Below are 21,485 nucleotides of genomic sequence, written 5' to 3' on the forward strand. Positions count from 1 at the left end.
GCGCGGCTACTCGCGCGCGGCTTGGGTTGCTGGGTGGGTGGCCCGGAGGTCGTCGCTAAGCTGGGCGCGCTTTTCGCAATGCTTGGCGACGACACGGTACGGCTTTTCGCCGATCAGTGCGATGAGTTCGTCTTTCATCGACTGCCAAATCGGTGTGCCGCCGGTGTGGCACGCGGGCGCGGAGGTGCACCACCAGTCGAAGTCCTCTCCGCCGCCGCCCCACTGACGGCGGTGGTACTCGCCGATGGTGGTGCGCAGAATCTCCTGGCCGTCTGTGCGCTCCTCCCACGCGTCCTCGCGGGAAAAGGGCACCTGCCAGCACACCTCCGGCTTGGTGCCCACGATGTTGCGGCCTTCCGCCATGGCGAACTGGTGGAACGCGCAGCCGGCGCCGGTGGGGTGGCCGGGGCGGTTGGCGAAGATGCAGGCGCCGTCGACGACTTTGGTCTTGATGTGGGGGCCGGCCTCTTCGTCGTCGGGGTCGGGCTCGAGCGCGTTGTCGTCGTCTTCCTCGTCCCATTCCAGCCACGGCTCGAGCCACGTCGGGTCGTTGGCCGCGAAGTAGGCGTCCGTCCCTGCGGGCCGCAGCTGCCAGTACTTCGCCGGCATGTCCTTCACCGCGTTGTAGACGGTGTCGCGGTCTTCCTCGTCCGCGATGTAGGCGCCGTGGATGCAGCAGCCCACGGCCGGGTTGGATTCGTCGATGCCGTGGCACTCAGGGGTGCCGAAGCGGCAGGACCAGGTGGCCTCCGCCCAGGTCAGGTCGATGGAGAAGATGTGGTTCGGGTCGTCCGGGTGGACGAACTCGAACCATTCGCGCGGGAAATCGGGGCGGGTTTCGCGGCCCGCCAGGATGGAGCGGCCGGCTGGCGAGTCCGCCGGGAAGCCGAGAAAAACGGGTTTCGGGGCTGGTTGATTCACACCTGGACACGGTAGACCCGTTACCCTGGGGTGGTGCGATTAGGTGTATTAGATGTCGGCAGCAACACGATCCATCTCGTGGCGGTCGACGCGTACAGCGGTAGCCGGCCGACGCCGATGAGCGATTGGAAGCAGCCGCTGCGTCTCGTTGAGCTGCTGGACAAAAAGGGCAATATCGAGGACAAGGGCGTGGACAAGCTCGTCGACGCTGTCCAGGAGGCCTCCGACCTCGCGGACAACCTCAAGTGCGAGGAGCTCGTGGCGTTCGCCACCTCCGCGGTCCGCTCGGCCACCAACTCCGCGGACGTGCTCAAGCGCGTGGAGAAGAAGACCGGCGTGAAGCTGAACATTCTCTCCGGCGAGGAAGAGGCGCGGCTGACGTTTCTTGCGGCGCGCCGCTGGCACGGCTGGTCCGCAGGCCGCATCACCAACTTCGACATCGGCGGCGGCTCCCTGGAGATCTCCACGGGCACCGAGGAGATGCCGGACCTGGCGGTGTCCCTGGACCTGGGCGCGGGGCGCTTGACCCACGAGTGGTTCGACACCGACCCGCCGGAGCGCAAGAAGATCAACATGCTGCGCGACTACATCGACGCGGAACTCGCCGGTCCTGCCGAGCAGTTCAAGGCGATGGGGGAGACCGGTCTGGCCGTGGGCACGTCCAAGACGTTCCGTTCCCTGGCCCGCCTCACGGGTGCTGCGCCGTCGTCCGCCGGCCCGTTCGTGCAGCGCACGCTTACCGCGCCGGGTCTGCGCCAGCTCATCGCGTTCATTTCCCGCATGACGGCGGCGGACCGCGCGGAGCTCGAGGGCATCAACTCGGACCGCTCCCACCAGATCGTCGCAGGTGCGCTGGTGGCGGAAGCTGCGATGCGTGCGTTGAATGTTGATAAGTTAGAGATCTGCCCGTGGGCCTTGCGTGAAGGTGTGATTCTCAAGCGCATCGACAAGGGGTCTTTGGACGCTGAGATTCAAGCCAAAAAAGGAGACGACAACTAATGGCCGACAAACAGCTCACAGTTGCCGAGCTCCTCGCGCGCGCCGAAAAGGAAAACCCGTCCGGCGCGCGCCGCCCGCGTCGCCGCCGCAGCCTCGAGGACGGCGGCGTTTCCGTCGCCGAGCTGACCGACTCGTTTAAGAAGGTCGAGGCCAAGCCGGCGGAGGTGAAGCACTCCAGCGTGCCTATCGACGCACCTTCGGATACCCCCAAAAAGACCCCCACCCAGGCGCCGAAACCTGAGCCGACGCCGGCCGCGCAGAAGCCGGCGTCGAAGACCGAGCCGAAGCCGGTGTCGAAGGTCGCTCCGAAGCCGGTGTCGAAGCCTGAGCCGAAGGTGGCGCCGAAGCCGGCTGACAAGCCCGCGCAGGCGGAGTCCGTGAAACTGCGTCCGGCAGCCAAGCCGGCTGAGCAGGCTCCCAAGCCGGCGGAAAAGCCGGCCGCTGCACCTGTGTCGAAGCCGGTGTCAAAGCCTGTAGACAAGCCCGCCCCGGCGCCAGCGGCTTCCACCACCACGAAGGTCCAGCCAGCCAGCGACGACACGACGGTGCTGCGCAAGATTGAGGGCGAGACCGAGGGCAAGGCGGAGCCCGTCGTAAAGCAAGAGCTCGCGCAGTCGGACGACACGGGCGAGATCCGCACCGTCGACGCGCCGGAGCCGCAGGCGCGCGAGGACTCCCTCGACGCCCCTGAGGCCGAATACGACACCGACTACGAGGTCGAGGAGGCGTCGGTCAACCCGATCCTGCTGGTCCTGCTGGTGTTCTTCGGCGTACTGCTGGGTGTGCTGGGCTTTTTGGCGTTCAAGTGGCTGTGGGCCAACACGATGGCGATTGCGGCGGGGCTGGTCGGCGTCGCCGCGGTGGCCGCGGTGGTCGCCGCCGTCGGCGCGATGGCGGGCGGCCGCGACAAGGTCACCATGATCATCGCTGGCCTGGCTGCCGCGGTGGTGGCCTTCGGCCCGGCACTGCTGTAAAACGCGCAACGACTTTTCAAAGGAGCGACATGGAACGCATCGCCGTCATTGGTGCAGGCAATATCGGCGAGGCTTTCATCTCGGGCCTCGTTGCCAATGGGGTGGAGCCGGGGTCTATTACGGCGACGAACCGGTCCGAGTCCCGCAGCGCGGAGCTTGCGGAGCGCTATGGCGTGCGCACCACCTCCGATAACCGGGAGGCCGTGCGCGACGCAGACGTTGCGCTGCTGTGCGTCAAACCCGCGCAGATCCTGGACGTCATCGCGGAGGTCGGCGAGGAGCTCACCGACTCCGGCTCCGCCACCGTGCTGGTCTCCATGGCAGCGGGCGTGACCCTCGCCGCGATGGAGGATGCCGTCTCCGCCGCCGGCACCCCGATCGTGCGCGTCATGCCGAATACGCCGATGCTGGTGGGCAAGGGTGTCCTCGCCGCCGCCTGTGGACGCTTCGTCAGCGACGAGCAGCGCGAAGCCGTCGTGGAGCTGCTGTCCGCCGCGGGGCAGGTCGTGGAGGTTGCCGAATCCCAGATGGATGCCGTGACCGCGATCTCCGGTTCCGGCCCGGCGTACTTCTTCCTGGTGGCTGAGGCGCTTGTGGACGCGGGCGTGTCCCTCGGCCTGCCGCGCGACCTGGCGGAGCGGCTCGCCTGCGCCACCGCCGCGGGCGCTGGCGCGATGCTCGAGGGCGGGGACAGCCCCGTGCAGCTGCGGGCCAAGGTCTCCTCGCCGGCCGGCACCACGGTGCGCGCGATCCGCGAGCTGGAGGAGTCGGGCCTGCGCGGTGCGTTCTACCGCGCCACCGAGATCTGCGCGGAGCGCTCGGACGAGCTGGGCAAGTAGCCCAGATCCCAACTTTCACAACCGTTTCTGTGGGTTCACTGCCTGCACTTTGAAAATTTTCTTCCACTTAAGTCGCACTCGACGCTGGTTTCACGTTAGGGTGGTTCAAGCACGTGCGTGTTCGTCCTGCGGGAGGGGAAGCCTGCAGCGCGTTTGCGTGCCGAGAGGTATGAATTAGTGGTTAACGAAGATAAAGGAAAGTTCCTGACGGTTGCCGAGGTCGCGGAGATCATGCGCGTATCCAAGATGACCGTCTACCGCCTCGTTCACTCCGGCGAGCTGCCCGCCGTCCGCGTGGGCCGCTCCTTCCGCGTGAACGAGACGGCAGTGAGCGAGTACCTGGAGTCCTCCGTCTACGACGTGGGATAGTCCAAGGGTCTCATTTACAGGACCTCGAGAACACACCCGCCGCACCGGTTTTCCGGTGCGGCGGGTGTTTTTGGCCCTGAAAAGGCCTGCCGGTATGCTTTGAACGATCAGGTCGGCCACTTCCTGTGGGAGTGTGCACCTCCCACGAGCCGCGGAAGCGGTTGCGCCGGCCGCGTACGTACGCACTTTGAACAGGAAAGAGGTAGCCCAATGGGTTCAGTGATTAAGAAGCGCCGCAAGCGCATGTCCAAGAAGAAGCACCGCAAGATGCTCCGCCGCACCCGCGTGCAGCGTCGTAAGCTCGGCAAGTAAGCCGCGAGCGTTCACCCGCCCTTTCAAGGGCGGGTTTTTCGTGTCTGCGGGCCAGGATGCTTACTTCTAAATGCTTACCGTCCGAGGATGCTTACTTCTAAACGCTTACTTCTCGACGAACCTCCGGCCGCGACCGCCGCGTCACTCGAGAAGTAAGGATCCTCGGGTAAGCATCTAGCGCCGGTAAGCATCCTCGGGTAAGCATCTAGCACCCAGCGCCCTGGCCCGGCGCCACGGCCGCGCCTACCGCCGGCGCCACCACCACCACAGGCCCGCCGCAGCCAACGCGGCCGGGACCACGCCGGCGCGCACCACCCGGCGCACGGAGCGGTAGTCGCGCACCGCCCAGCCCTGGGCCTTGGCGTGCTTGCGCAGCGCCCGGTCCGGGTTGATCGCCACCGGCGAGCCGACCATTTCCAGCATGGGCAGGTCGTTGATGCTGTCGGAGTAGGCGGTGCACTTGGACAGGTCCAGCTGCTGCAGCGCGGCCAGCGCCGCCACGGCGTGCTTCTTGCCGGGGCCGTGGAGGATGTCGCCGACGAGGCGGCCGGTGAACTTGCCGTCTTTTTCCTCCGCCACGGTGCCCAGCGCGCCGGTGAAGCCGAGCGTTTCGGCGAGTGCTTGGCCGATCTGCACCGGGGTGGCGGATACCAGCCACACCTGCTGCCCGGCGGCGAGGTGCATGGCGGCCAGCTCGATGGTGTCGGCGTAGGACTTCTCCAGCATCCGGTTGTCCACGATCTCCCGGCACGCCTGCTTGAGCTCCGCCACGCTCTTGCCCTTCACAACGGCCAGGGCCTGCTCGCGGCCCTCGGCGATGTCGTCGGCGTTTTCGGAACCGGAGACGCGGTAGCGGATCTGCTTGCGTAGCGCAGGGGCGAGCTCGGACAGGGTGATAAACCGCTTCTTAAACAGCCCCTGCGCCAAAAGGATCAGCGATGAGCCCTGGATGAGCGTGTTGTCCACATCGAAAAACGCGGCGGCTTCGGTGTCCTGGGGGATCTCCGGATCGGGCGGGGTGATCTTCTGGCGGCCGGCGGTTTCGAAGGCGCCGCCGACGGAGTCCACGCCGAGCGCGAAGTCGTCGATGTTGATGCCGAAGGTCTCTTCCACCGCGGCGGCTGCGGCGGCGCGGCCGGCGGTGCGCTGCGCGTCGTCGTCGAGCGGGGGCATCACGCGCTCCTCTAAGAAGCGGCGCAGGTTGCCCTGGGATTGGGACCACTGCGCGAGGATTTCGCGCTGATCAGACATGGAACTACGGGCCCTTTCGGGTGGGGGTGTTAGCGTGTGCAATCGTACAACGCCCCGGCATATGCACTCACAGGAGGAGCGGCGATGAAAAAGGTGGAGCTGATGGTCCGGTCCACGTGCGGTTCGTGCGAGCGGGTGGCGGGCCAGATCGCCCCTGTGGTGGCGAAGCACGGCGTTCAGCTCGCTCTTGTGGACGTGGACGAAGACCCCGAGTTGGCCGCGGAGTACGGCGACCGCGTGCCCGTTGTGGTCATCGACGGCGAGGAGTTCGCCTGCTGGGAAGTGGACAACGACGACCTCGACGCGGAGCTGTCCAACTAAAGGACTATTCTCTAGTGTGATTTTCAACTGACTGGAGGGTTTTGCGTGAGTGTTCTGCTTGTGGGGATGTCGCACAGGTCGGCGCCTGTGGCCCTGCTGGAGCGGCTCAGCATGGACGCGGAGGTCCAGAACGGGGCGGCGGGCGCGCTGGTGAAGCAGCCGTCGCTGTCTGAGGCGATGATTATCTCCACGTGCAACCGCCTGGAGGTCTACACCGTCACCAACGCGTTCCACGCCGGCGTGGAGGACGTGCTGCGGGTGCTTGCGGACGTCTCCGGGGTCGACGCGGCTGAACTGCGCCGCTACCTGTACGTGCGCTACTCGGACGCGGCCGCCGAGCACATCTTCACCGTCGCGTCCGGCCTGGACTCGATGGTGGTGGGCGAGCAGCAGATCATCGGCCAGGTGCGTTCGGCTTACGTCGACGCCGTGGAGCGCGGCACCGTCGGCCCGAATCTGCACTCGCTGGCCCAGGCCGCACTGCACACCGGCAAGCGCGTGCACACCGAAACCGGCATCGACGATTCGGGCGCGTCCATGGTCACCGTCGCACTCGAGGAGGCGATGGAGCTGATGCTTGTCGACGACCTCCGGGGCAAAACCGCCCTCGTCCTAGGTGCCGGCGCGATGAGCTCGCTGGCCGCAACGCATCTGGGCAAGCAGGGCATTGACAAGCTGGTGCTGGCGAACCGCACCCGCGACCGCGCGGAGCGCCTCGCCGAGCACTCCCGCGAGGCCGGCGTGCCCGCCGAGGTGGTGGACTTCGCCGACCGCGCCTCGGTGCTGGACCGCGTGGACCTGGTGGTCTCCGCCACCGCCTCCGACGAGTTCACCATCACCCCGGCCGACGTCCCCGGCCCGCTGGTGCTGGCGGACCTGTCGCTGCCGCGCGACATCGACGACGCCGTGGCAGACATCGACGGCGTGCACCTGGTCAACATAGAGTCCCTGCACGAGAAGATGCGCGGCAGCGACAACGAGGACTCCCGGGCGCTGCGCCGCGCCGAGGAGATCGTGGCCGAAGAGGTGGACACGTTCGGCTCGGAGCAGCGCGTGCGCGAGGTCGCCCCGGCGGTAACCCGGCTGCGCCGCAACGCCGCGGAGATTTCCGGCCAAGAACTGCAGCGTCTGCGCACCCGCCTGCCGGAGATGTCCGAGGACGACTTTGATCAGGTCAGCCGCATGGTCAAGCGTGTCGTCGATAAGCTTTTGCACCAGCCGACAGTGAAGATCAAGGAGCTGGCGGCGACGGCGGAAACGGTGAGCGTGGAAGAGGCGGTCACCGAATTGTTCGGGCTGGAAAGCCCCTCCGTGGCGGTGGACGCGCAGAAGCTGCCGCTGCCCGAGGAACTGCACGGCAAGGAGAAGTAGATGTTCAAAATTGGCACACGCGGATCCCACCTGGCCACCACCCAGACCGGGCACGTCCGCGACGCGCTGGGCGAGCACGGTCACGCGGCCGAACTGCAGATCGTGACCACCCCGGGCGACTTGTCCCAAGCGCCCGTGGAGCGCATCGGCGTCGGCGTGTTCACCTCCGCGCTGCGCGACGCGCTGTTTCACGGCGAGGTCGACATCGCCGTCCACTCGTTCAAGGACCTGCCCACTGCCGACGAGCCGCGCGCCCACATGATCATCCCCGTGCGCGAGGACAGCCGCGAAGCACTCATCGCCCGCGACGGCCTGACCCTGGCCGAGCTGCCCGAAGGCGCGCGCGTGGGCACCTCCGCGCCACGCCGCGTCTCCCAGCTCAAGGCCGTGCGCCCCGACCTGGACATCCGCCCGCTACGCGGCAACATTGAGCGCCGCATGTCGTATGTGGAAGACGGCGAGCTGGACGCGATCATCCTGGCCTACGCAGGCCTCGTGCGCGGCGGATACGGCGACCGCGCCACCGAAGTCTTCTCGCCCGAGGTGTTCATGCCGGCTCCCGCCCAGGGCGCGCTGGCCGTGGAGTGCCGCTTCGACGACGCCGTGGCGCGCGAGGCGATTGACACACTTATCGACGCCTCCGCCACCGCCGAATCCACCGCCGAGCGCGCCGTGCTGGCCCGTTTGGAGGCGGGTTGCACCGCGCCGGTCGCGGCGTCAGCCGTGTTCGACGGCTCGGGCGTGACCCTGCGTGCCGGTGTGTTCGCCCTGGACGGCTCCCGCCAGCTGGTGGAGGAAGCCCAGGGCGCTGACCCGGCCGAGCTAGGCCGCAAGGTCGCCGAGGTGCTGCTGGAGCGCGGCGCCGCCGACCTGATGGAGTAGGCCGAGGCGGCAGCTAGACGATCCGGGGTGTGAGACTCCGGGAGGCGCGCACGGCGGGGAAGACCGCGCTGGTTTTGTTCTCGGGCTGAAGCATTTTATGGTGGAGATACCATACGTTCAATACCCTCCGCGCAATCGGGTCGGTGGGCCGTTGTGAGGCCGATCAACACCGCGAACCCAGCCGCGCGGGGGCGGTTTATTTGTGCCTAGAAGAGATTTCTCCATGACAGAGCCCACTCACACCCCCCAGCCGGGGAAGGTGATCTTCGTTGGTGCTGGACCGGGTAACCCTGAATTGCTCACGGTTCGCGCTCGCGAAGTAATGGAATCCAATTCTATCGCCCTCGTGGACCCTGAGGTGTCAGCGGGGGTCCGAAGTGTCGTCGCGGCGGCGCTGCCAGTGCCGAAAGCCAAGATGGACGCGGCCAACGAGCGCTACGAGAAAATGTGCGCGGAGGCGAAAGAGGCTGGCGCGCGGCGCAAGCCGCCCCGCCCAGAGGACCCGACTGCTGCGGAGTTGCAGGAGGTTGGGCTGGACGGCGGAGTGATCGTCGAGAAGCTGAAGCTCGCGCTTAACGACGCCGCGGAAGCGGTGGAGCGCGGCGAAGCCGGCGACGGCGACGTCATCCGCCTGGTATGCGGCAACCCGCTGACGCGCGACTCAGTGATGGAGGAGATCTCCGCGGTGGCCGCCGAGGGCATGGAGTTCCAGGTGGTGCCGGGGATGTCGCTGCCGTCGACGGTGCCGTCGTTCGCCGGAATCGCGCTGGGATCGACGTACACGGAAGCCGACCTCAACAACGGCGGCGTGGACTGGGACCAGCTCGCATCCGCTCCGCAGCCGCTGGTGTTCCAGGCGAACCAGGAGCACCTGGCGGAGATGGTGGAGCAGCTCACGCAGCGAGGCTTCCAGGCGTCCACCCCGGTGACGGTGACCACGCGCGGTACCACCCGCCTGCAGCGCACGTTCGACGCGACGCTGGGTACCGTGGGCAAGCTCGACGCAGAGCTGGAGGGCCCGCTGGTGGTCACCCTCGGCACCGCGGCGGACGACCGCTCGAAGTACTCGTGGTGGGAAAACCGGCCGCTGTACGGCTGGCGCGTGCTTGTGCCGCGCGCGAAGTCGCAGGCAGGGGTGATGAACGCCCGCCTGTCGCAGCACGGCGCGATCCCGCAGTCCGTGCCCACGATCTCGCTGGAGCCGCCGCGCAACCCGGCGCAGATGGACCGCGCGATCAAGGGCATCGTGGAGGGCCGCTACCAGTGGATCCTGTTCACCTCGGTCAATGCCGTCGATGCCGTGTGGTCGAAGTTTGAGGAGCTGGGCCTGGACGCCCGCTCGTTCGCCGGCGTGCACCTGGGCGCGGTGGGGCAGAAGACCGCCGACGCGCTGATCGCCCGCGGCATGCAGCCGGAGCTTGTGCCGCACCGCACGAAGCAGAACGCGGCCGGTCTGGCGGAGGCGTTCCCGGAGTACGTCGAGGACATCGACCCGGTTTCGCGCGTGCTGCTGCCGCGCGCGGACCTCGGCTCCGACGTGCTGGTGGACGGCCTGCAGGAGAAGGGCTGGGAGGTCGACGACGTGGTCGCCTACCGCACCGTGCGCGCCGCCCCGCCGCCGCCGGAGACGCGCGACATGATCAAGACCGGCGGCTTCGATGCCGTGTGCTTCACGTCCCCGTCGACGGTGAAGAACCTCGTGGGTATTGCGGGCAAGCCGCATTCGCGCACGATCATCGCCTGCATCGGCCCGGTCACCGCGGCGGAAGCGCGGGAGCAAGGCTTGCGTGTCGACGTCGTCCCGGAGGTCGCCGACATCCCCAACCTCGTCGACGCCTTGGCCGACCACGTGGCAGGGCTGCGCGCGTCGGGGCAGTTGCCGCCGCCGCGCAAGAAGCGTCGGAAAGCTGCGAAGAGCGCCGGCGAGGACACCGCGGCCGCGGCTGGCTAGCAACGCGCCAGCTGGGTCGTGTCGGGTGCGCGTTCTAAGATGTGGCGCATGGCTGATTACGACTTGATTCGACGCCCCCGCCGCTTGCGGCAAACCCCCGCTATCCGTGAGTTTGTCACGGAGACGCGCCTGCACCCGGCCGACTTCATCCTCCCGCTGTTCATCGCGGACGGCATCGACGCCCCGCGGGAGATCCCGTCGATGCCGGGCGTGTACCAGCACACCCCGGAATCGCTGGTAGAGATCTGCCGCGAGGCGCTCGACGCCGGCGTGAAGTGCGTGGACCTGTTCGGTGTGCCGCGCGAGGAGGACAAGGACGCCACCGGTTCCGTCGCCGTCGCAGAAGACGGCGTGCTCAACCGCGCGATTGCGCTGCTGCGCAAGGAGTTCGGCGACGAGCTGATCATCATGGCGGACACCTGCCTGGACGAGTTCACGGACCACGGCCACTGCGGCGTGCTCACCACCGACGCCCACGGCAGGGAAGTGGTGGACAACGACCCCACCGTGGAGATCTACTGCGACATGGCGGTGGCCCAGGCGCGCGCGGGCGCGCACATTGTCAGCCCGTCCGGCATGATGGACGGCCAGATCGAGCAAATTCGCAGGGCGCTTGATCGCGCGGGCTTCGCCGACGTCGCCATCATGGCCTACTCCGCGAAGTACGCCTCCAAGTTCTTCGGGCCGTTCCGCGACGCGGTCGGCTCCTCGCTGAAGGGCGACCGCCGCACCTACCAGCAAGACCCGGCGAACGTGCGCGAGTCGCTTTTGGAAACGGAGCTGGACATCGCCGAAGGCGCGGACTTTGTCATGGTCAAGCCCGCGCTGCCGTACCTGGACGTGCTGGCCAAGATCGCGGAGATGTCCCCGGTGCCGGTGGCCGCCTACCAAGTCTCCGGCGAGTACGCCATGCTCAACGCGGCCGGTCAGAACGGCTGGATCGACTACGAGGAGACGATGATGGAAGCACTGATGTCCATCAAGCGCGCCGGGGCAGACCAAATTTTCACCTACTACGCCATCGAGGCAGCAAAGAGGCTCAATGGTTAGCTTGCCCCCAATGAATCCGGGATCACCGAGCCGGGTGGGACCGGAGGCCGTCGAGAAGCACAAGGGCTCCATGCCCGAAGCTGTGCGCTACATGCTCGCGGCCTGGACCGTGATGATCGGCGGGGAACTGCTGCACCAGATCTTCGCCGTGGCGGCGAGCGTGATCGACCCGTCCGCGCTGCGCGAGGTGGCCAAGGAGCGCGCCACCAACGGCGACGGCGAGGTCTCCGAGGCGCTGATGAACGCCAGCGTGTACGGCTCGATCTTCATCATGGCGCTGCTGCAGCTCGGCGTGATCCTGCTGTTCGTCTTCGCGCTGCGCGCGGTACAAAAACAGGCGAAATGGGCGGAAAACGCCCGCAGGCTGCTGCAGATCTTCTCCGTCTTCTTCGCCCTGCGCATGGTCACGCTGTTCATGATGGTGCCGGCCTCCACCGCGGTGCCGACGGCCATGTTCGGCATAGACGGCGTTATCCAGATCATCCTTGGTGTTGCGGGCATCCTGGGCATCATCTATTCAGTTGACAAGGATTCCGTGGCGTGGACCAAGCCGCCCAAGGACAAAACCAGCGGTAATGCTGATGCGGCGGGAGCGCCGGAGAAGAAGGAGAGCTAAGCGGTGGCAGGGATGTTCCCAACCATGGTGTCGGACCCGAACGACAGGAACCGGCGCTTCACCGGCGAGGTCGGCCCGGCGTGGCCGAAGCCGCTGAAAATCGGCTACTACCTGTGCCTTACCGCGGCGGTGCTGATGTTCGTCATCGCGTTTTTGACCATGGCCAACGGGGTGCCGGACCGGCTACCGGATACGTGGATGATTGAGGGGGCCGACGAGGAGCTCATTGATAGATTCGCGCGCAACCTGCGGGTCTACACCTGGGGCAGCATCATCCTCGGCGCACTCATTACCTCGTGCTGCGCCTACCTGCCCAAAGGTTCGAAGGTGGCGCGTCGCTGGCTGGCCGGGTTCATCGGACTGGCGGTGTTTTTGCAGCTGGCCAGCTTCTTCGTCGGCGTGGCCGGCTGGGCCGCGTTCGTGGTGGTCGGCGTGCTGGTCTTCGCCCTGTTCTTCATGTTCCGCCCGGCCGCCAACGCGTTTGTAGATAAGCGCAGCGGCGACGTCTGGGAAGGCGTGGAATGAGCAAATACGAGGGCGGGGACCTGGAAAAGCTCAGCACCACCGGGCGCGAAGGCGCCAAGTTGGAGCAGCTGAGCGGCGAGGAGCTCGACAACTACATCGAGGCGGCCCGCGACGCCGCCCGCCAAGCTGGCATCGACCCAGCCACGGCACGGCGCGACCTGGACGGCGAGCTCGTGCGCCCCAACGCCTCCTACGCCTTCGAACTGCGGGGAGTGGAAGACGGCCCGCAGCTGACGGAGATCGAGGACGCCCTGGAATCTATGGAAGGCGTCTCCGCCCGCCTGGTGTACCCCACCCGCATGGCGTGGGTGACCGCACCGGCGACCATGCCGCCGCACCACCTGATCAAGATCATCGAACAATTCGGCGTTACCGCAGTGATCACGGACTCCACGCTGCAACGCCGCGCGCACGGCCGGTACTGGTCGGAGCACCCGATGCCGCGCCGCGCCAAGCACCACCGCAAGGAAGAAGCGGCACACCTGCTCGCCCGCGCCCAAGGATTCGTGCAGAACAAGCCCCGTACGGGGCGCCGCAGCGGCGACGTGCTGTTTACCGCCCGCGACTTGGTTACCCCGGGAAGGCTTTGGCTGGCGGTGGTGCTGACCATACCGGTACTGCTGCTCACCTACGTGCCCGCCCTCGGGTTCCCCGGCTGGCAGTGGGTAGCGTTCGCCCTGACCACCCCGGTGGCGCTGTGGTGCGCCTCCCCGTTCCACCGCGCGATGGCCGGCGGCGTGCGCCGCGGCCTTTCGGCACTGGACGGCGCGAGTTCCATCGCTATCTTGGCGGCCTACCTGTGGTCATTCGCCGTGCTGCTGTTCACTGAGGCGGGCCACATCGGCTACGAGTCCAGTGGCGCCTGGGCGCCGCTGGAGATCGGCCGCGGCCCGGAGCTCTACCTCGAGGTCGCCTGCACCGTGACCACGTTGCTGCTGCTCGGCCGCTTCTTCTCGATGCGCGTGCGCACAAACCTGCTGGACGAGCTGGAGGCGCGCCGCCCCGGCGCGGAGTCCCTTTACGAGGTCACCCACCGCAAGAAGGGCGGCGGCTGCGAGCGGCTCCCGGCCACAGAGATCATGCGTGGCGACGACGTCCGTGTGCGCGCCGGGCAGGTCATCCCCGTCGACGGAGAGGTCGTCGGTGGCTCCGGCGAAATCGGCTGGGAGCTGGTGAACACCCACGACAGTCCGCAGATAAAGGTAGGCAAGCGCGTGGTCGCCGGGTCCGTGGTGCGCGAAGGCGACATCAAGGTCCGCGCCGTCCGCGTCGGCCACACCACGCTGTTGACCGCTGTGCAACGTTGGCTGGAGGAGGCTTCGCGCCACCAAAACGCCGCGACGATGGTCTCCACCCGGTCTGCCAGCATGCTCATCCCGGCCGCGTACGCGATTGCCGTGCTGGACTTCGGCCTGTGGCTGCTGTTTACGGGCAACGTCAACACCGCGGCGTCGACAGCCTTGGCGATCCTGATCGTGGTCGCCCCGTTCAGTTTGGCCATTTCGCCGGCGCTGGCCATCCGCCAGGGCATCGAGGCTGCCGTGCGCAACGGCGTGCTCATGCGCGACGGCAACGCGCTGCGGGTGCTGTCCAAGGTGGACACGGTGGTGTTCAACCGCGTGGGCACGCTCGTGCTGCCGGAGATGCACGTGGAAACCGTCACCGCCGCGGCCGGCGAAAGCAGCGAGCTGGTGCTGCGCATCGCCGGCGTGCTGTCCGCGGACTCGGACCACCCGGCCTCCCGCGCCATTGTGAAGGCGGCCCGCGAGGTGCGCGACGCCCGCACCGGGGACCCGCGCCTGCCGGACTGGATCGAAGTCAGCGACGACACGATCACCCCGGACGGCGAGTTCGGCGGCCGCGTCACCGCCACCTGGGGTAGCGGCGATAACGCCCGCACGCAAACGTACGACGCCTCCCTGTGGCGCCCGACCAACCTCTCCCAGCTCAAGGGCAAGCTGTCGGTGGCCGCCACCACCGGCGGCACCCCGGTGGTGGTGCGCTGGGACGGCAAGGACCGCGGCGTGATCACCTTGTTCGACCCCGCCAAGGAAGACGCCATTGAGGCGGTGGACACCCTGGAATCCATGGGCGTGGAAACCGTGATGCTCTCGCGCGACACCTACCCGGTGGCGCGCCGCTTCGCGGACTTTTTGGGCATCTCGCAGGTGCTCGCCGGCATCCGCTCCAATGAGAAACCCGCCGCGGTGCGCGCCCTGCACACCCAGGGCGGCATCGTGGCCATGGTGTGCGATTCCAGCGTGCTGCCGGTGCTGCGCGTGGCGGACTCCGGCATCCTCTACGCCGGCGAGGACCTCTACGGCACCAAGGTGCCGAACTGGAACAACGTCAGCGACGTCGTGCTTATCCGCAACGACGTCATGGCTGTGCCCCAGGCCATCGAGCACGCCCGCCGCGTCAACCGCATCGCCGACAGGAACCTGTGGTTCGCCGGAATCTACAACGCGGCCGCCATCATCCTCGCGGCCGCGGGCGTGCTGCCGCCAGTGGGCGCGACCCTGCTCATGCTGGGAAGTTCCCTGCTTGTGGAGTACAGCTCCCGCCGCGCCAGCCGGTTCCGGGTTCACGGCCTGCGCCGGTAGGCTTGAGTGCCATGACCAGACGCGACCTCCCCAACGCACCACTGCTCGAGGCGGCCCACGGCCGCACCCCCTCGCGCACCCCGGTGTGGTTCATGCGCCAGGCCGGCCGCTCCCTGCCCGAGTACCGCGAAGTGCGCGAAGGCATCCCCATGCTGGACTCGTGCTTCATGCCGGAGCTGCTTGCGGAGATCACGCTGCAGCCGGTGCGCCGCCACGACGTCGACGCCGCGATCCTGTTCTCCGACATCGTGGTCCCGCTCAAAGCGGCAGGCGTGGACGTGGAGATCGTGCCCGGCCGCGGGCCGGTGATGGGGGAGGCGGTGAGGGGGCGGAGTGACGTCGAGAAGCTGCCTGTGCTTGACGACGAAGTCGCCGCCGTGGCCGATGGCATCCGCATCATCCTCGACGAACTGAGCAACACCCAAGCCCTGATCGGGTTTGTCGGCGCGCCGTTTACCCTGGCCAGCTACCTCGTCGAGGGCGGTCCGAGCAAGAACCATGAGAAGACCAAGGCGATGATGCACGCCGAGCCGGAGACCTGGCACGCGCTGATGCGCCGCTTGGTGCCCACCATCGTCGCCTTTCTGCGCACGCAGGTCGAAGCCGGCATCGACGCGATGCAGCTGTTCGACTCCTGGGCGGGTTTCCTCACCGAAGCGGACTACCGCGAATTCGTTCTGCCGTACTCGGTGGAAATCCTCGAATCCGTGGCAGGCGAGATCCCGCGCATCCACTTCGGCGTGACCACCGGCGAACTGCTCGGCGCGATGTCCGAGGCCGGCAGCGAGGTCATGGGTGTGGACTGGCGCGTGCCGCTGGACACGGCCGCGACGCGGTTCGCCTCCCCGCGCGTGCTGCAGGGCAACCTGGACCCGGCCATGCTGTTCGCCGGCACCAACGTGGTGCGCGGCGAGGTCGCGCGCATCAAGGCCGAGGCCGCGCGGGCAATTGCGGCCGGCGACGCCACCGGGCACATCTTCAACCTCGGCCACGGCGTATTGCCCACCACCGACGCGGACGCGATCACCGAAGCCGTAGCGATCATCCACGAGGAGAGCTAATGAACATTGCCATCATCGGTGCGGGCCTTGCGGGGCTGACCGCCGCATTCGAGCTTCGCGCAGGCTCCGCCCGCGCCGAGGGAGAGGACGACCTCAAGGTCGACGTCTACGAGGCCACCGACCGCCTCGGCGGCAAGCTCCACACGGTCGCCTTCGAGGCCGGCCCCACCGACATGGGCGCCGAGGCGTTCCTGGCGCGCCGCCAGGACGCCGTGGATTTTTTCACCGAGCTCGGCCTGGCCGACTCCCTGGTAGAGCCGTCTGGCCTGCGCTCATTGGTGTGGGTCGACGGCGAGGCGCGCGCGCTGCCCACCGGTGGGGTGATGGGCATCCCGTCCACCTCCGAGACTGTCAAGCACCTGGTCAGCGAGGACACCGCGCAGCGCATCGACACCGAGGCCGAGCGCGAAGGCTTCGACTGGGAAGTCGGCGGCGACGTCAACGTCGGCAAGCTTGTGCGCGAGCGCTACGGCGACGAGGTGGTGGACAACATTGTCTCCTCCCTGCTCGGCGGGGTGTACTCCTGCACGGCCGACGACCTCGGCGTGCGCGCGACCATCCCGCAGCTGGCGGAGGAATTCGACCGCCTTGCCGCCGACGGGCCGGTCCACCTGTCCACCGCCGTGGCCAACCTGGAGCGCTCCCGCCGCGAGATGCCCACCGGCCAGGGTGCGGTGTTCAAGACGTTCCGCGACGGCTACCAGGAGCTCTACGAAACGCTTGCCGAAAAATCCGGCGCGGACATCTACATCGACGCGTTCATCTCCGCGATCAGCCTCGAGGGCTCGGCTGAGGCACCGAAGTACCGGCTCAAAGGCGGGGAGGACAAGGCCTACGACCACGTCATCCTCGCCGTACCCGCCCCCACCGCGGCGCTGCTGCTCAAGGACATCGCGCCCGAGGCCTCCGAGGTGCTGAAAACCGTGAAGCTGGCCAACTCCGCGGTGGTGGGCATGCGCTTTGCCACCGACGAGGGCCTGCCGCAGAACTCCGGCGTCCTCGTATCTACCGGCGCCGAGGACGTCCACGCGAAGGCGTTCACGTTCTCCTCGCGCAAGTGGCCGCACCTCGCCGAGCGCGGCGGGGCACTGGTGCGCGCCAGCTTCGGCCGCTTCGGCGACAACGTCGCCATCACCGCCTCCGAGGACGACCTCGTGGACTGGGCCCTCGACGACCTCGAAACCATCACCGGCTTCGACGGCCGCGCCGCCGGCCTCGAGGAAATCTACGTCCAACGCTGGCTCGGCGGCCTACCCCGCTTCGACGAGAACCACCTCGCCACCGTGTCCAAGGTGCGCAGCCTGCTTCTCGACGAACCAAAGGCCTCCCACATCTCCCTCACCGGCGCGTGGGCCGGTGGGGTCGGCGTGCCGGCGGTTATTGCCGATGCGAGGGCTGCGGCGGCAGCTGCCGTCGCAAAGCAAAAGCCCTAAACCAGCGGGAGGTCCCGGCTGCCAGTGCGCTCTGGAAGCTCGAAGTTGTCGAAGCCGCCGTATTCCCGTGAAAGCTCGTAGATGAGCCGGCCGGCATCGACAGGGCGTGTGCCTCGGTCGGATTCGTTTTGTGGTGTTTCCATGTTGCGCCTCCTCTCTGAGTCGCGTGCACGCAGAACCTAGCACCTCATTCTCCGCTTGGGTAGGGGGTGCGGGCGGATGTGCACTAGGTTGATCACCTATGGAAGAACACGCGCATCCACGCGAGAGGGCTGCCGAGCCTGCTGAGCCTGCCGAGAAGGAATGGTGGGAAGAAGACGGCCTGCCATGGAACGGCAAACCCACCAAAGCCGACTATTGGTGCCTGGGCTGGTTCGGCTTCGTCGGCATCTTCGGCCTGGCCATGATCCCGCTCCGGGCGTGGCTATTGGGGCTGGACCCGCCGATCATGCTGGCGCTGACAGGCTCGCGCGTCGGCGCCGCGTCCACCGGTGCGCTCGCCGCGGTGGGGGAGGCGCCGCACTGGCTGCTGTTCCTGCTCATCGGCTCGATCGTGAACATCAAGTTCGACTGGATCTACTGGTGGGCCGGCAAACTCTGGGGCCGCGGGATCCTCGACGTGCAGGCCGCGAACTCGCCGCGCGCCGCAAAAAACATCGAGCGCGTGGAGAAGTGGGCTATCAAGCTGGGCTGGCTGGGTATCTTCCTCGCCTACGTGCCCATCCCGCTGCCAATCGCGTTCGTGGTGTTCGTACTCATGGGTATGACCGGGATGCCGTTGTGGAAGTTCATGGTCCTGGACTTCATCTCCAAGACGCTGTGGTCCTTCCTCTACCTCGGTCTGGGCTGGTGGATCGGTGAGCCGGTCGTGATGGTGCTGGAACAGTACGCCAAGGTGGCCAACTGGATCGCCATCGCGCTGCTGGTGGTGGTGTTCTACGGCATCTTCCGCAACCAGGGGAAGAAGAAGCCGGCCGCCGAGGTCGTGGGCAACGAGATCGAGGCCGGTCGGTAGGGCGGCCGGGCGGCGCCGAAAGTCGAGCGGCGGAGGTCGAGTTCGCCCTGTTTTAGGCCCGGACTCGACCTCCCGGACTCGACTTTCGCGGCGGTGGGCGAAAGGGGCCTGACAGATTCCGCCGGGCGTCTGCGGCGACCTGGGGGTTTAGGGGGCAGCCTGACAGATTCCGCCGCGAAGTGTCGGGCACCAGGGCGCGGCTATCGGTTCACCACGACGGTGGAGAAGTCCTCGTCTCCGTGGCCAGCGTCCTGTTGCGCCTCCAACGACGCCAGGGCGGCGGAGACGGCGGGCAGGTCCTGGTCCGCGGACGCGAGCATCAGGCGGGCGTCCTTGGCGATGGCGTCGGCGGTGAAGTCGCCGGGCGAAGTAGAGCGCTCACCCAAAAGGAACGGCGACTTCATGTTCACGATGAACTCCAGGCCGGTGGAGCCGAGCATGTCCACCACCTGCTCTTCCGACAGACCCTGGGATTCGCCCAACACCAGCGCTTCCTTGAACCCTTCGATGGTGACGGCCAGGGCGAGGTTGGCAAGCAGTTTGCCCACGGCGGCGCCGGCGGCGGTGTCCACTTCCTTGAGCCGTGAAGGGTTGGCGGCGGCCCAGGGGGCAACGACGTCGGCGACTTTAGAGCGTCGAGAGGCATCGGCGCCCCCGACGTACACCCCGAGCTTGCCGGCGCGCGCGGGCGGCAGCGAGCCGACGACCGGGGTGTGCACGTAGCCGGGCACGGCGTCGGCGAAGGCGGCGGCGTCCGCGGGGGAGATGGTGGTGGCATCGGCCCAGGTCACGCCGTCGGGGATCAAACCGGGCTCGATCACCACCTCACGCACGATGTCGGGGCCGAACAGGCAGGTGATCACCAGCTCGGCGCCCTCGACGGCTTCCGCGGGGGAAGACGCAGCCTGAGCCCCGCGCGAGACCAACGGCTCGGTCTTCTCGGCGGTGCGGTTCCATACGGTCAGTTCGTGGTCGTCGACAAGCTTGAGCGCGAGCTCCGTGCCCATGCGGCCGAGGCCTAAAAACGCGATTTTCATATGGCCTAGGATAGACAACCATGACTGCGGAAAAGCCGACTTCAGCTAACACCCAGCGCTCGCACGAACTGTTCGAGCGGGCGCAGAAAACCACCCCGGGCGGCGTGAACTCGCCGGTGCGCGGCTTCGGCTCGGTGGGTGGGCAGACCCGCTTCATCCAGAGCGCGCACGGCTCGAAGCTTGTGGACGTGGACGGCAACTCGTACGTGGACCTGGTGTGCTCCTGGGGCCCGATGGTGCACGGCAACGCCCACCCGAAGATCGTCGAGGCCGTGGAGAAGGCCCTGCGCAACGGCCTGAGCTTCGGCGCGCCCACGGAGGCGGAGATCGAGATCGCGGAGCACATTGTGAAGCGCACGTCGGTGGAGGAGGTGCGCATGGTCAACTCCGGCACGGAGGCCACCATGTCCGCCGTCCGCCTGGCGCGCGGGTTCACGGGCCGGCCGAAGATCCTCAAGTTCGAAGGCTGCTACCACGGCCACGTCGACGCGCTGCTGGCAAGCGCTGGCTCCGGCATCGCCACGTTCTCCCTGCCGGATTCCCCGGGTGTCACTGGCGCGCAGGCGAAGGACACCATCGTGGTGCCGTACAACGACTTCGAGGCCGTGGAGCGCGCGTTCCGCGAGAACGAGGGCGAGATCGCCGCGGTCATCGCGGAGGCGGCCGCGGGCAACATGGGCACCGTCGCCCCGCAGAACGACTTCAACGCCAAGCTCAAGGAGCTCGCGCATCTCAACGGCGCGCTGCTGATCCTCGACGAGGTCATGACCGGTTTCCGCACCTCCTACGCCGGCTGGTACGGCGTTGACAACGTTGCGGGCGACCTGACCACCTTCGGCAAGGTCGTCTCCGGCGGCCTGCCCGCCGCGGCATTCGGCGGTCGCCGCGACATCATGGAGCACCTCGCGCCGAACGGCCCCGTCTACCAGGCGGGCACCCTGTCCGGTAACCCGGTGGCGATGGCGTCCGGCCTGGCCTCGCTCGAGCTGGCCACCGAGGACATCTACCCGACGCTGAACAAGAACGCCGATCTTTTGGAGCGTTTGCTTCACGACGCCCTCACGGCCGAAGGCGTCACCCACCACATCCAACGCGCGGCGACCATGCTCTCCGTCCGGTTCGGGGAGGGCGAGGGCCACAACTTCGCCGACATGCAGGCCGCCGACACGTTCCGCTACGCCCCGTTCTTCCACGCCCTGCTAGACGCTGGCGTGTACGCGCCGCCGAGCGCGTTTGAGACCTGGTTCGTCTCCACGGCGCTGACGGACGAGGACTTCGGCCGCATCGAGGACGCGCTGCGCTCCGCCGCGAAGGCCGCCGCGGCGGCGAAACCCGCGGAGGCCTAAATGACGAAGACGACGGTGCACCTGGTGCGCCACGGCGAGGTGTACAACCCGAAGAAAATCCTCTACGGGCGCATGCCGGGCTACCACCTGTCTTCCCGCGGCAACTCCATGGCCGTGGCCACCTCAAAGTTTTTCCGCGGCCGCGATGTGGTCTACCTTGCGGCGAGCCCGCTGGAGCGCGCGCAAGAAACTGCCCGCCCGATCGCGGAGGTCACCGGCTGCGAGGTGGACACCCGCGAGGACATCCTGGAGGCGGGCAACACCTTTGAGGGCCTGCGCACGAAGGGGTGGCGCTCGCAGCTGATCAACCCGATCCGCTGGCGGCACATGACCAACCCGTTCGAGCCGAGCTGGGGCGAGCCCTACCAGGACATCTTCGAGCGCATGTGGTCCGCCGTCGAGGACGCCCGCGACAAAGCCGAAGGCCACGAGGCGGTGCTGGTGAGCCACCAGCTGCCGATTGTGATGGTGCAGCGCCACCTGCAGGGCAAGCGCCTGGCGCACGCGAGCCGCAACTGCGACCTGGCCAGCGTGACCTCACTTGTGTTTGACGGCGGCAGTGTTGTTGACTGGGCCTACAGCACTCCTGCCCAGCACATTTGAGAGGTA

The 21,485-nt window shown here is 67.4% G+C and carries 22 protein-coding genes; 18 read left to right on the top strand and 4 right to left on the bottom strand.

Annotation, left to right across the window (positions count from 1 at the left end):
• Positions 1–6: 6 nt before the first annotated feature.
• Entirely contained in the window at positions 7–921 is a 915-nt protein-coding gene (locus tag ACX1NL_RS01205) for a hypothetical protein (protein WP_458898416.1), read from the bottom strand.
• 33 nt (positions 922–954) lie between these two features.
• Between ACX1NL_RS01205 and ACX1NL_RS01210 the strand changes: the two genes are divergently transcribed.
• The 5 genes from ACX1NL_RS01210 (at position 955) to ACX1NL_RS01230 (ending at position 4,414) form a co-directional block, all read left to right on the top strand.
• Positions 955–1,920: a Ppx/GppA family phosphatase gene (locus ACX1NL_RS01210; RefSeq protein ID WP_239307410.1), complete on the top strand. Its 966-nt coding sequence runs from the start codon at positions 955–957 to the stop codon at positions 1,918–1,920.
• Positions 1,920–2,894 carry a hypothetical protein gene (locus tag ACX1NL_RS01215; RefSeq protein WP_458898417.1) on the top strand — a complete coding sequence of 325 codons (975 nt, stop codon included), beginning with the start codon at positions 1,920–1,922 and terminating at the stop codon, positions 2,892–2,894. The genes ACX1NL_RS01210 and ACX1NL_RS01215 overlap by 1 nt, the downstream gene beginning before the upstream one ends.
• A gap of 29 nt (positions 2,895–2,923) precedes the next feature.
• A complete protein-coding gene (gene proC / locus ACX1NL_RS01220; RefSeq protein WP_458898418.1) occupies positions 2,924–3,733 on the top strand; it encodes a pyrroline-5-carboxylate reductase in 810 nt (269 codons plus the stop codon).
• A 177-nt stretch (positions 3,734–3,910) separates the two neighbouring features.
• A complete protein-coding gene (locus ACX1NL_RS01225; RefSeq protein WP_034997092.1) occupies positions 3,911–4,102 on the top strand; it encodes a helix-turn-helix domain-containing protein in 192 nt (63 codons plus the stop codon).
• A gap of 210 nt (positions 4,103–4,312) precedes the next feature.
• Positions 4,313–4,414, top strand: coding sequence for a 30S ribosomal protein bS22 (locus tag ACX1NL_RS01230; RefSeq protein WP_003855542.1), 102 nt, complete (start codon positions 4,313–4,315; stop codon positions 4,412–4,414).
• 243 nt (positions 4,415–4,657) lie between these two features.
• Here the strand turns inward: ACX1NL_RS01230 and ACX1NL_RS01235 are convergent, their stop codons facing one another.
• Positions 4,658–5,665, bottom strand: a complete 1,008-nt coding sequence (locus ACX1NL_RS01235; protein ID WP_448231280.1) for an HAD family hydrolase — start codon at positions 5,663–5,665, stop codon at positions 4,658–4,660.
• 84 nt (positions 5,666–5,749) lie between these two features.
• Between ACX1NL_RS01235 and ACX1NL_RS01240 the strand changes: the two genes are divergently transcribed.
• From ACX1NL_RS01240 to ACX1NL_RS01285, 10 genes are all read left to right on the top strand, one after another.
• Complete coding sequence (locus ACX1NL_RS01240; protein ID WP_239355945.1) at positions 5,750–5,986, top strand: glutaredoxin family protein; 237 nt, start codon at positions 5,750–5,752, stop codon at positions 5,984–5,986.
• Positions 5,987–6,052: 66 nt separating this feature from the next.
• On the top strand, positions 6,053–7,357 hold the full coding sequence (locus tag ACX1NL_RS01245) for a glutamyl-tRNA reductase (RefSeq protein ID WP_458898879.1): 1,305 nt from the start codon (positions 6,053–6,055) through the stop codon (positions 7,355–7,357).
• Complete coding sequence (gene hemC / locus ACX1NL_RS01250; RefSeq protein WP_181889706.1) at positions 7,358–8,239, top strand: hydroxymethylbilane synthase; 882 nt, start codon at positions 7,358–7,360, stop codon at positions 8,237–8,239. It abuts the gene before it with no gap.
• 223 nt (positions 8,240–8,462) lie between these two features.
• Positions 8,463–10,190: a uroporphyrinogen-III synthase gene (locus ACX1NL_RS01255; RefSeq protein ID WP_458898419.1), complete on the top strand. Its 1,728-nt coding sequence runs from the start codon at positions 8,463–8,465 to the stop codon at positions 10,188–10,190.
• A gap of 48 nt (positions 10,191–10,238) precedes the next feature.
• Positions 10,239–11,240 (top strand): porphobilinogen synthase, encoded by a 1,002-nt coding sequence (gene hemB / locus ACX1NL_RS01260; protein WP_458898420.1) that lies wholly within the window; start codon positions 10,239–10,241, stop codon positions 11,238–11,240.
• A gap of 10 nt (positions 11,241–11,250) precedes the next feature.
• A complete protein-coding gene (locus ACX1NL_RS01265; RefSeq protein ID WP_181889709.1) occupies positions 11,251–11,856 on the top strand; it encodes a hypothetical protein in 606 nt (201 codons plus the stop codon).
• A 3-nt stretch (positions 11,857–11,859) separates the two neighbouring features.
• The gene (locus ACX1NL_RS01270; RefSeq protein ID WP_181889710.1) at positions 11,860–12,381 is read left to right on the top strand and encodes a hypothetical protein; all 522 of its coding nucleotides are present in this window, start codon (positions 11,860–11,862) and stop codon (positions 12,379–12,381) included.
• Positions 12,378–14,984, top strand: a complete 2,607-nt coding sequence (locus ACX1NL_RS01275; RefSeq protein WP_458898421.1) for a heavy metal translocating P-type ATPase — start codon at positions 12,378–12,380, stop codon at positions 14,982–14,984. Before ACX1NL_RS01270 ends, ACX1NL_RS01275 begins: the two co-directional genes overlap by 4 nt.
• Positions 14,985–14,995: 11 nt before the next feature.
• The gene (hemE, locus tag ACX1NL_RS01280) at positions 14,996–16,045 is read left to right on the top strand and encodes a uroporphyrinogen decarboxylase (protein WP_458898422.1); all 1,050 of its coding nucleotides are present in this window, start codon (positions 14,996–14,998) and stop codon (positions 16,043–16,045) included.
• Positions 16,045–17,478, top strand: coding sequence for a protoporphyrinogen oxidase (locus ACX1NL_RS01285; RefSeq protein WP_458898423.1), 1,434 nt, complete (start codon positions 16,045–16,047; stop codon positions 17,476–17,478). The genes hemE and ACX1NL_RS01285 overlap by 1 nt, the downstream gene beginning before the upstream one ends.
• Here ACX1NL_RS01285 and ACX1NL_RS01290 read toward each other — a convergent pair.
• Positions 17,475–17,621, bottom strand: a complete 147-nt coding sequence (locus tag ACX1NL_RS01290) for a hypothetical protein (protein WP_181889714.1) — start codon at positions 17,619–17,621, stop codon at positions 17,475–17,477. The genes ACX1NL_RS01285 and ACX1NL_RS01290 overlap by 4 nt on opposite strands.
• 98 nt (positions 17,622–17,719) lie before the next feature.
• Between ACX1NL_RS01290 and ACX1NL_RS01295 the strand changes: the two genes are divergently transcribed.
• A complete protein-coding gene (locus tag ACX1NL_RS01295) occupies positions 17,720–18,493 on the top strand; it encodes a DedA family protein (protein ID WP_239307398.1) in 774 nt (257 codons plus the stop codon).
• A gap of 200 nt (positions 18,494–18,693) precedes the next feature.
• Here ACX1NL_RS01295 and ACX1NL_RS01300 read toward each other — a convergent pair whose 3' ends face one another.
• Positions 18,694–19,530: an NAD(P)-dependent oxidoreductase gene (locus ACX1NL_RS01300; RefSeq protein ID WP_458898424.1), complete on the bottom strand. Its 837-nt coding sequence runs from the start codon at positions 19,528–19,530 to the stop codon at positions 18,694–18,696.
• Positions 19,531–19,550: 20 nt separating this feature from the next.
• On the opposite strand from ACX1NL_RS01300, the gene hemL reads away from it, so the two are divergent.
• Together hemL and ACX1NL_RS01310 are read left to right on the top strand one after the other, a co-directional pair.
• On the top strand, positions 19,551–20,876 hold the full coding sequence (gene hemL / locus ACX1NL_RS01305; RefSeq protein WP_269952151.1) for a glutamate-1-semialdehyde 2,1-aminomutase: 1,326 nt from the start codon (positions 19,551–19,553) through the stop codon (positions 20,874–20,876).
• Positions 20,877–21,479 (top strand): histidine phosphatase family protein, encoded by a 603-nt coding sequence (locus ACX1NL_RS01310; protein ID WP_458898425.1) that lies wholly within the window; start codon positions 20,877–20,879, stop codon positions 21,477–21,479.
• Positions 21,480–21,485: the final 6 nt, after the last annotated feature.

Source organism: Corynebacterium sp. CQ3829_602738, assembly GCF_054478435.1.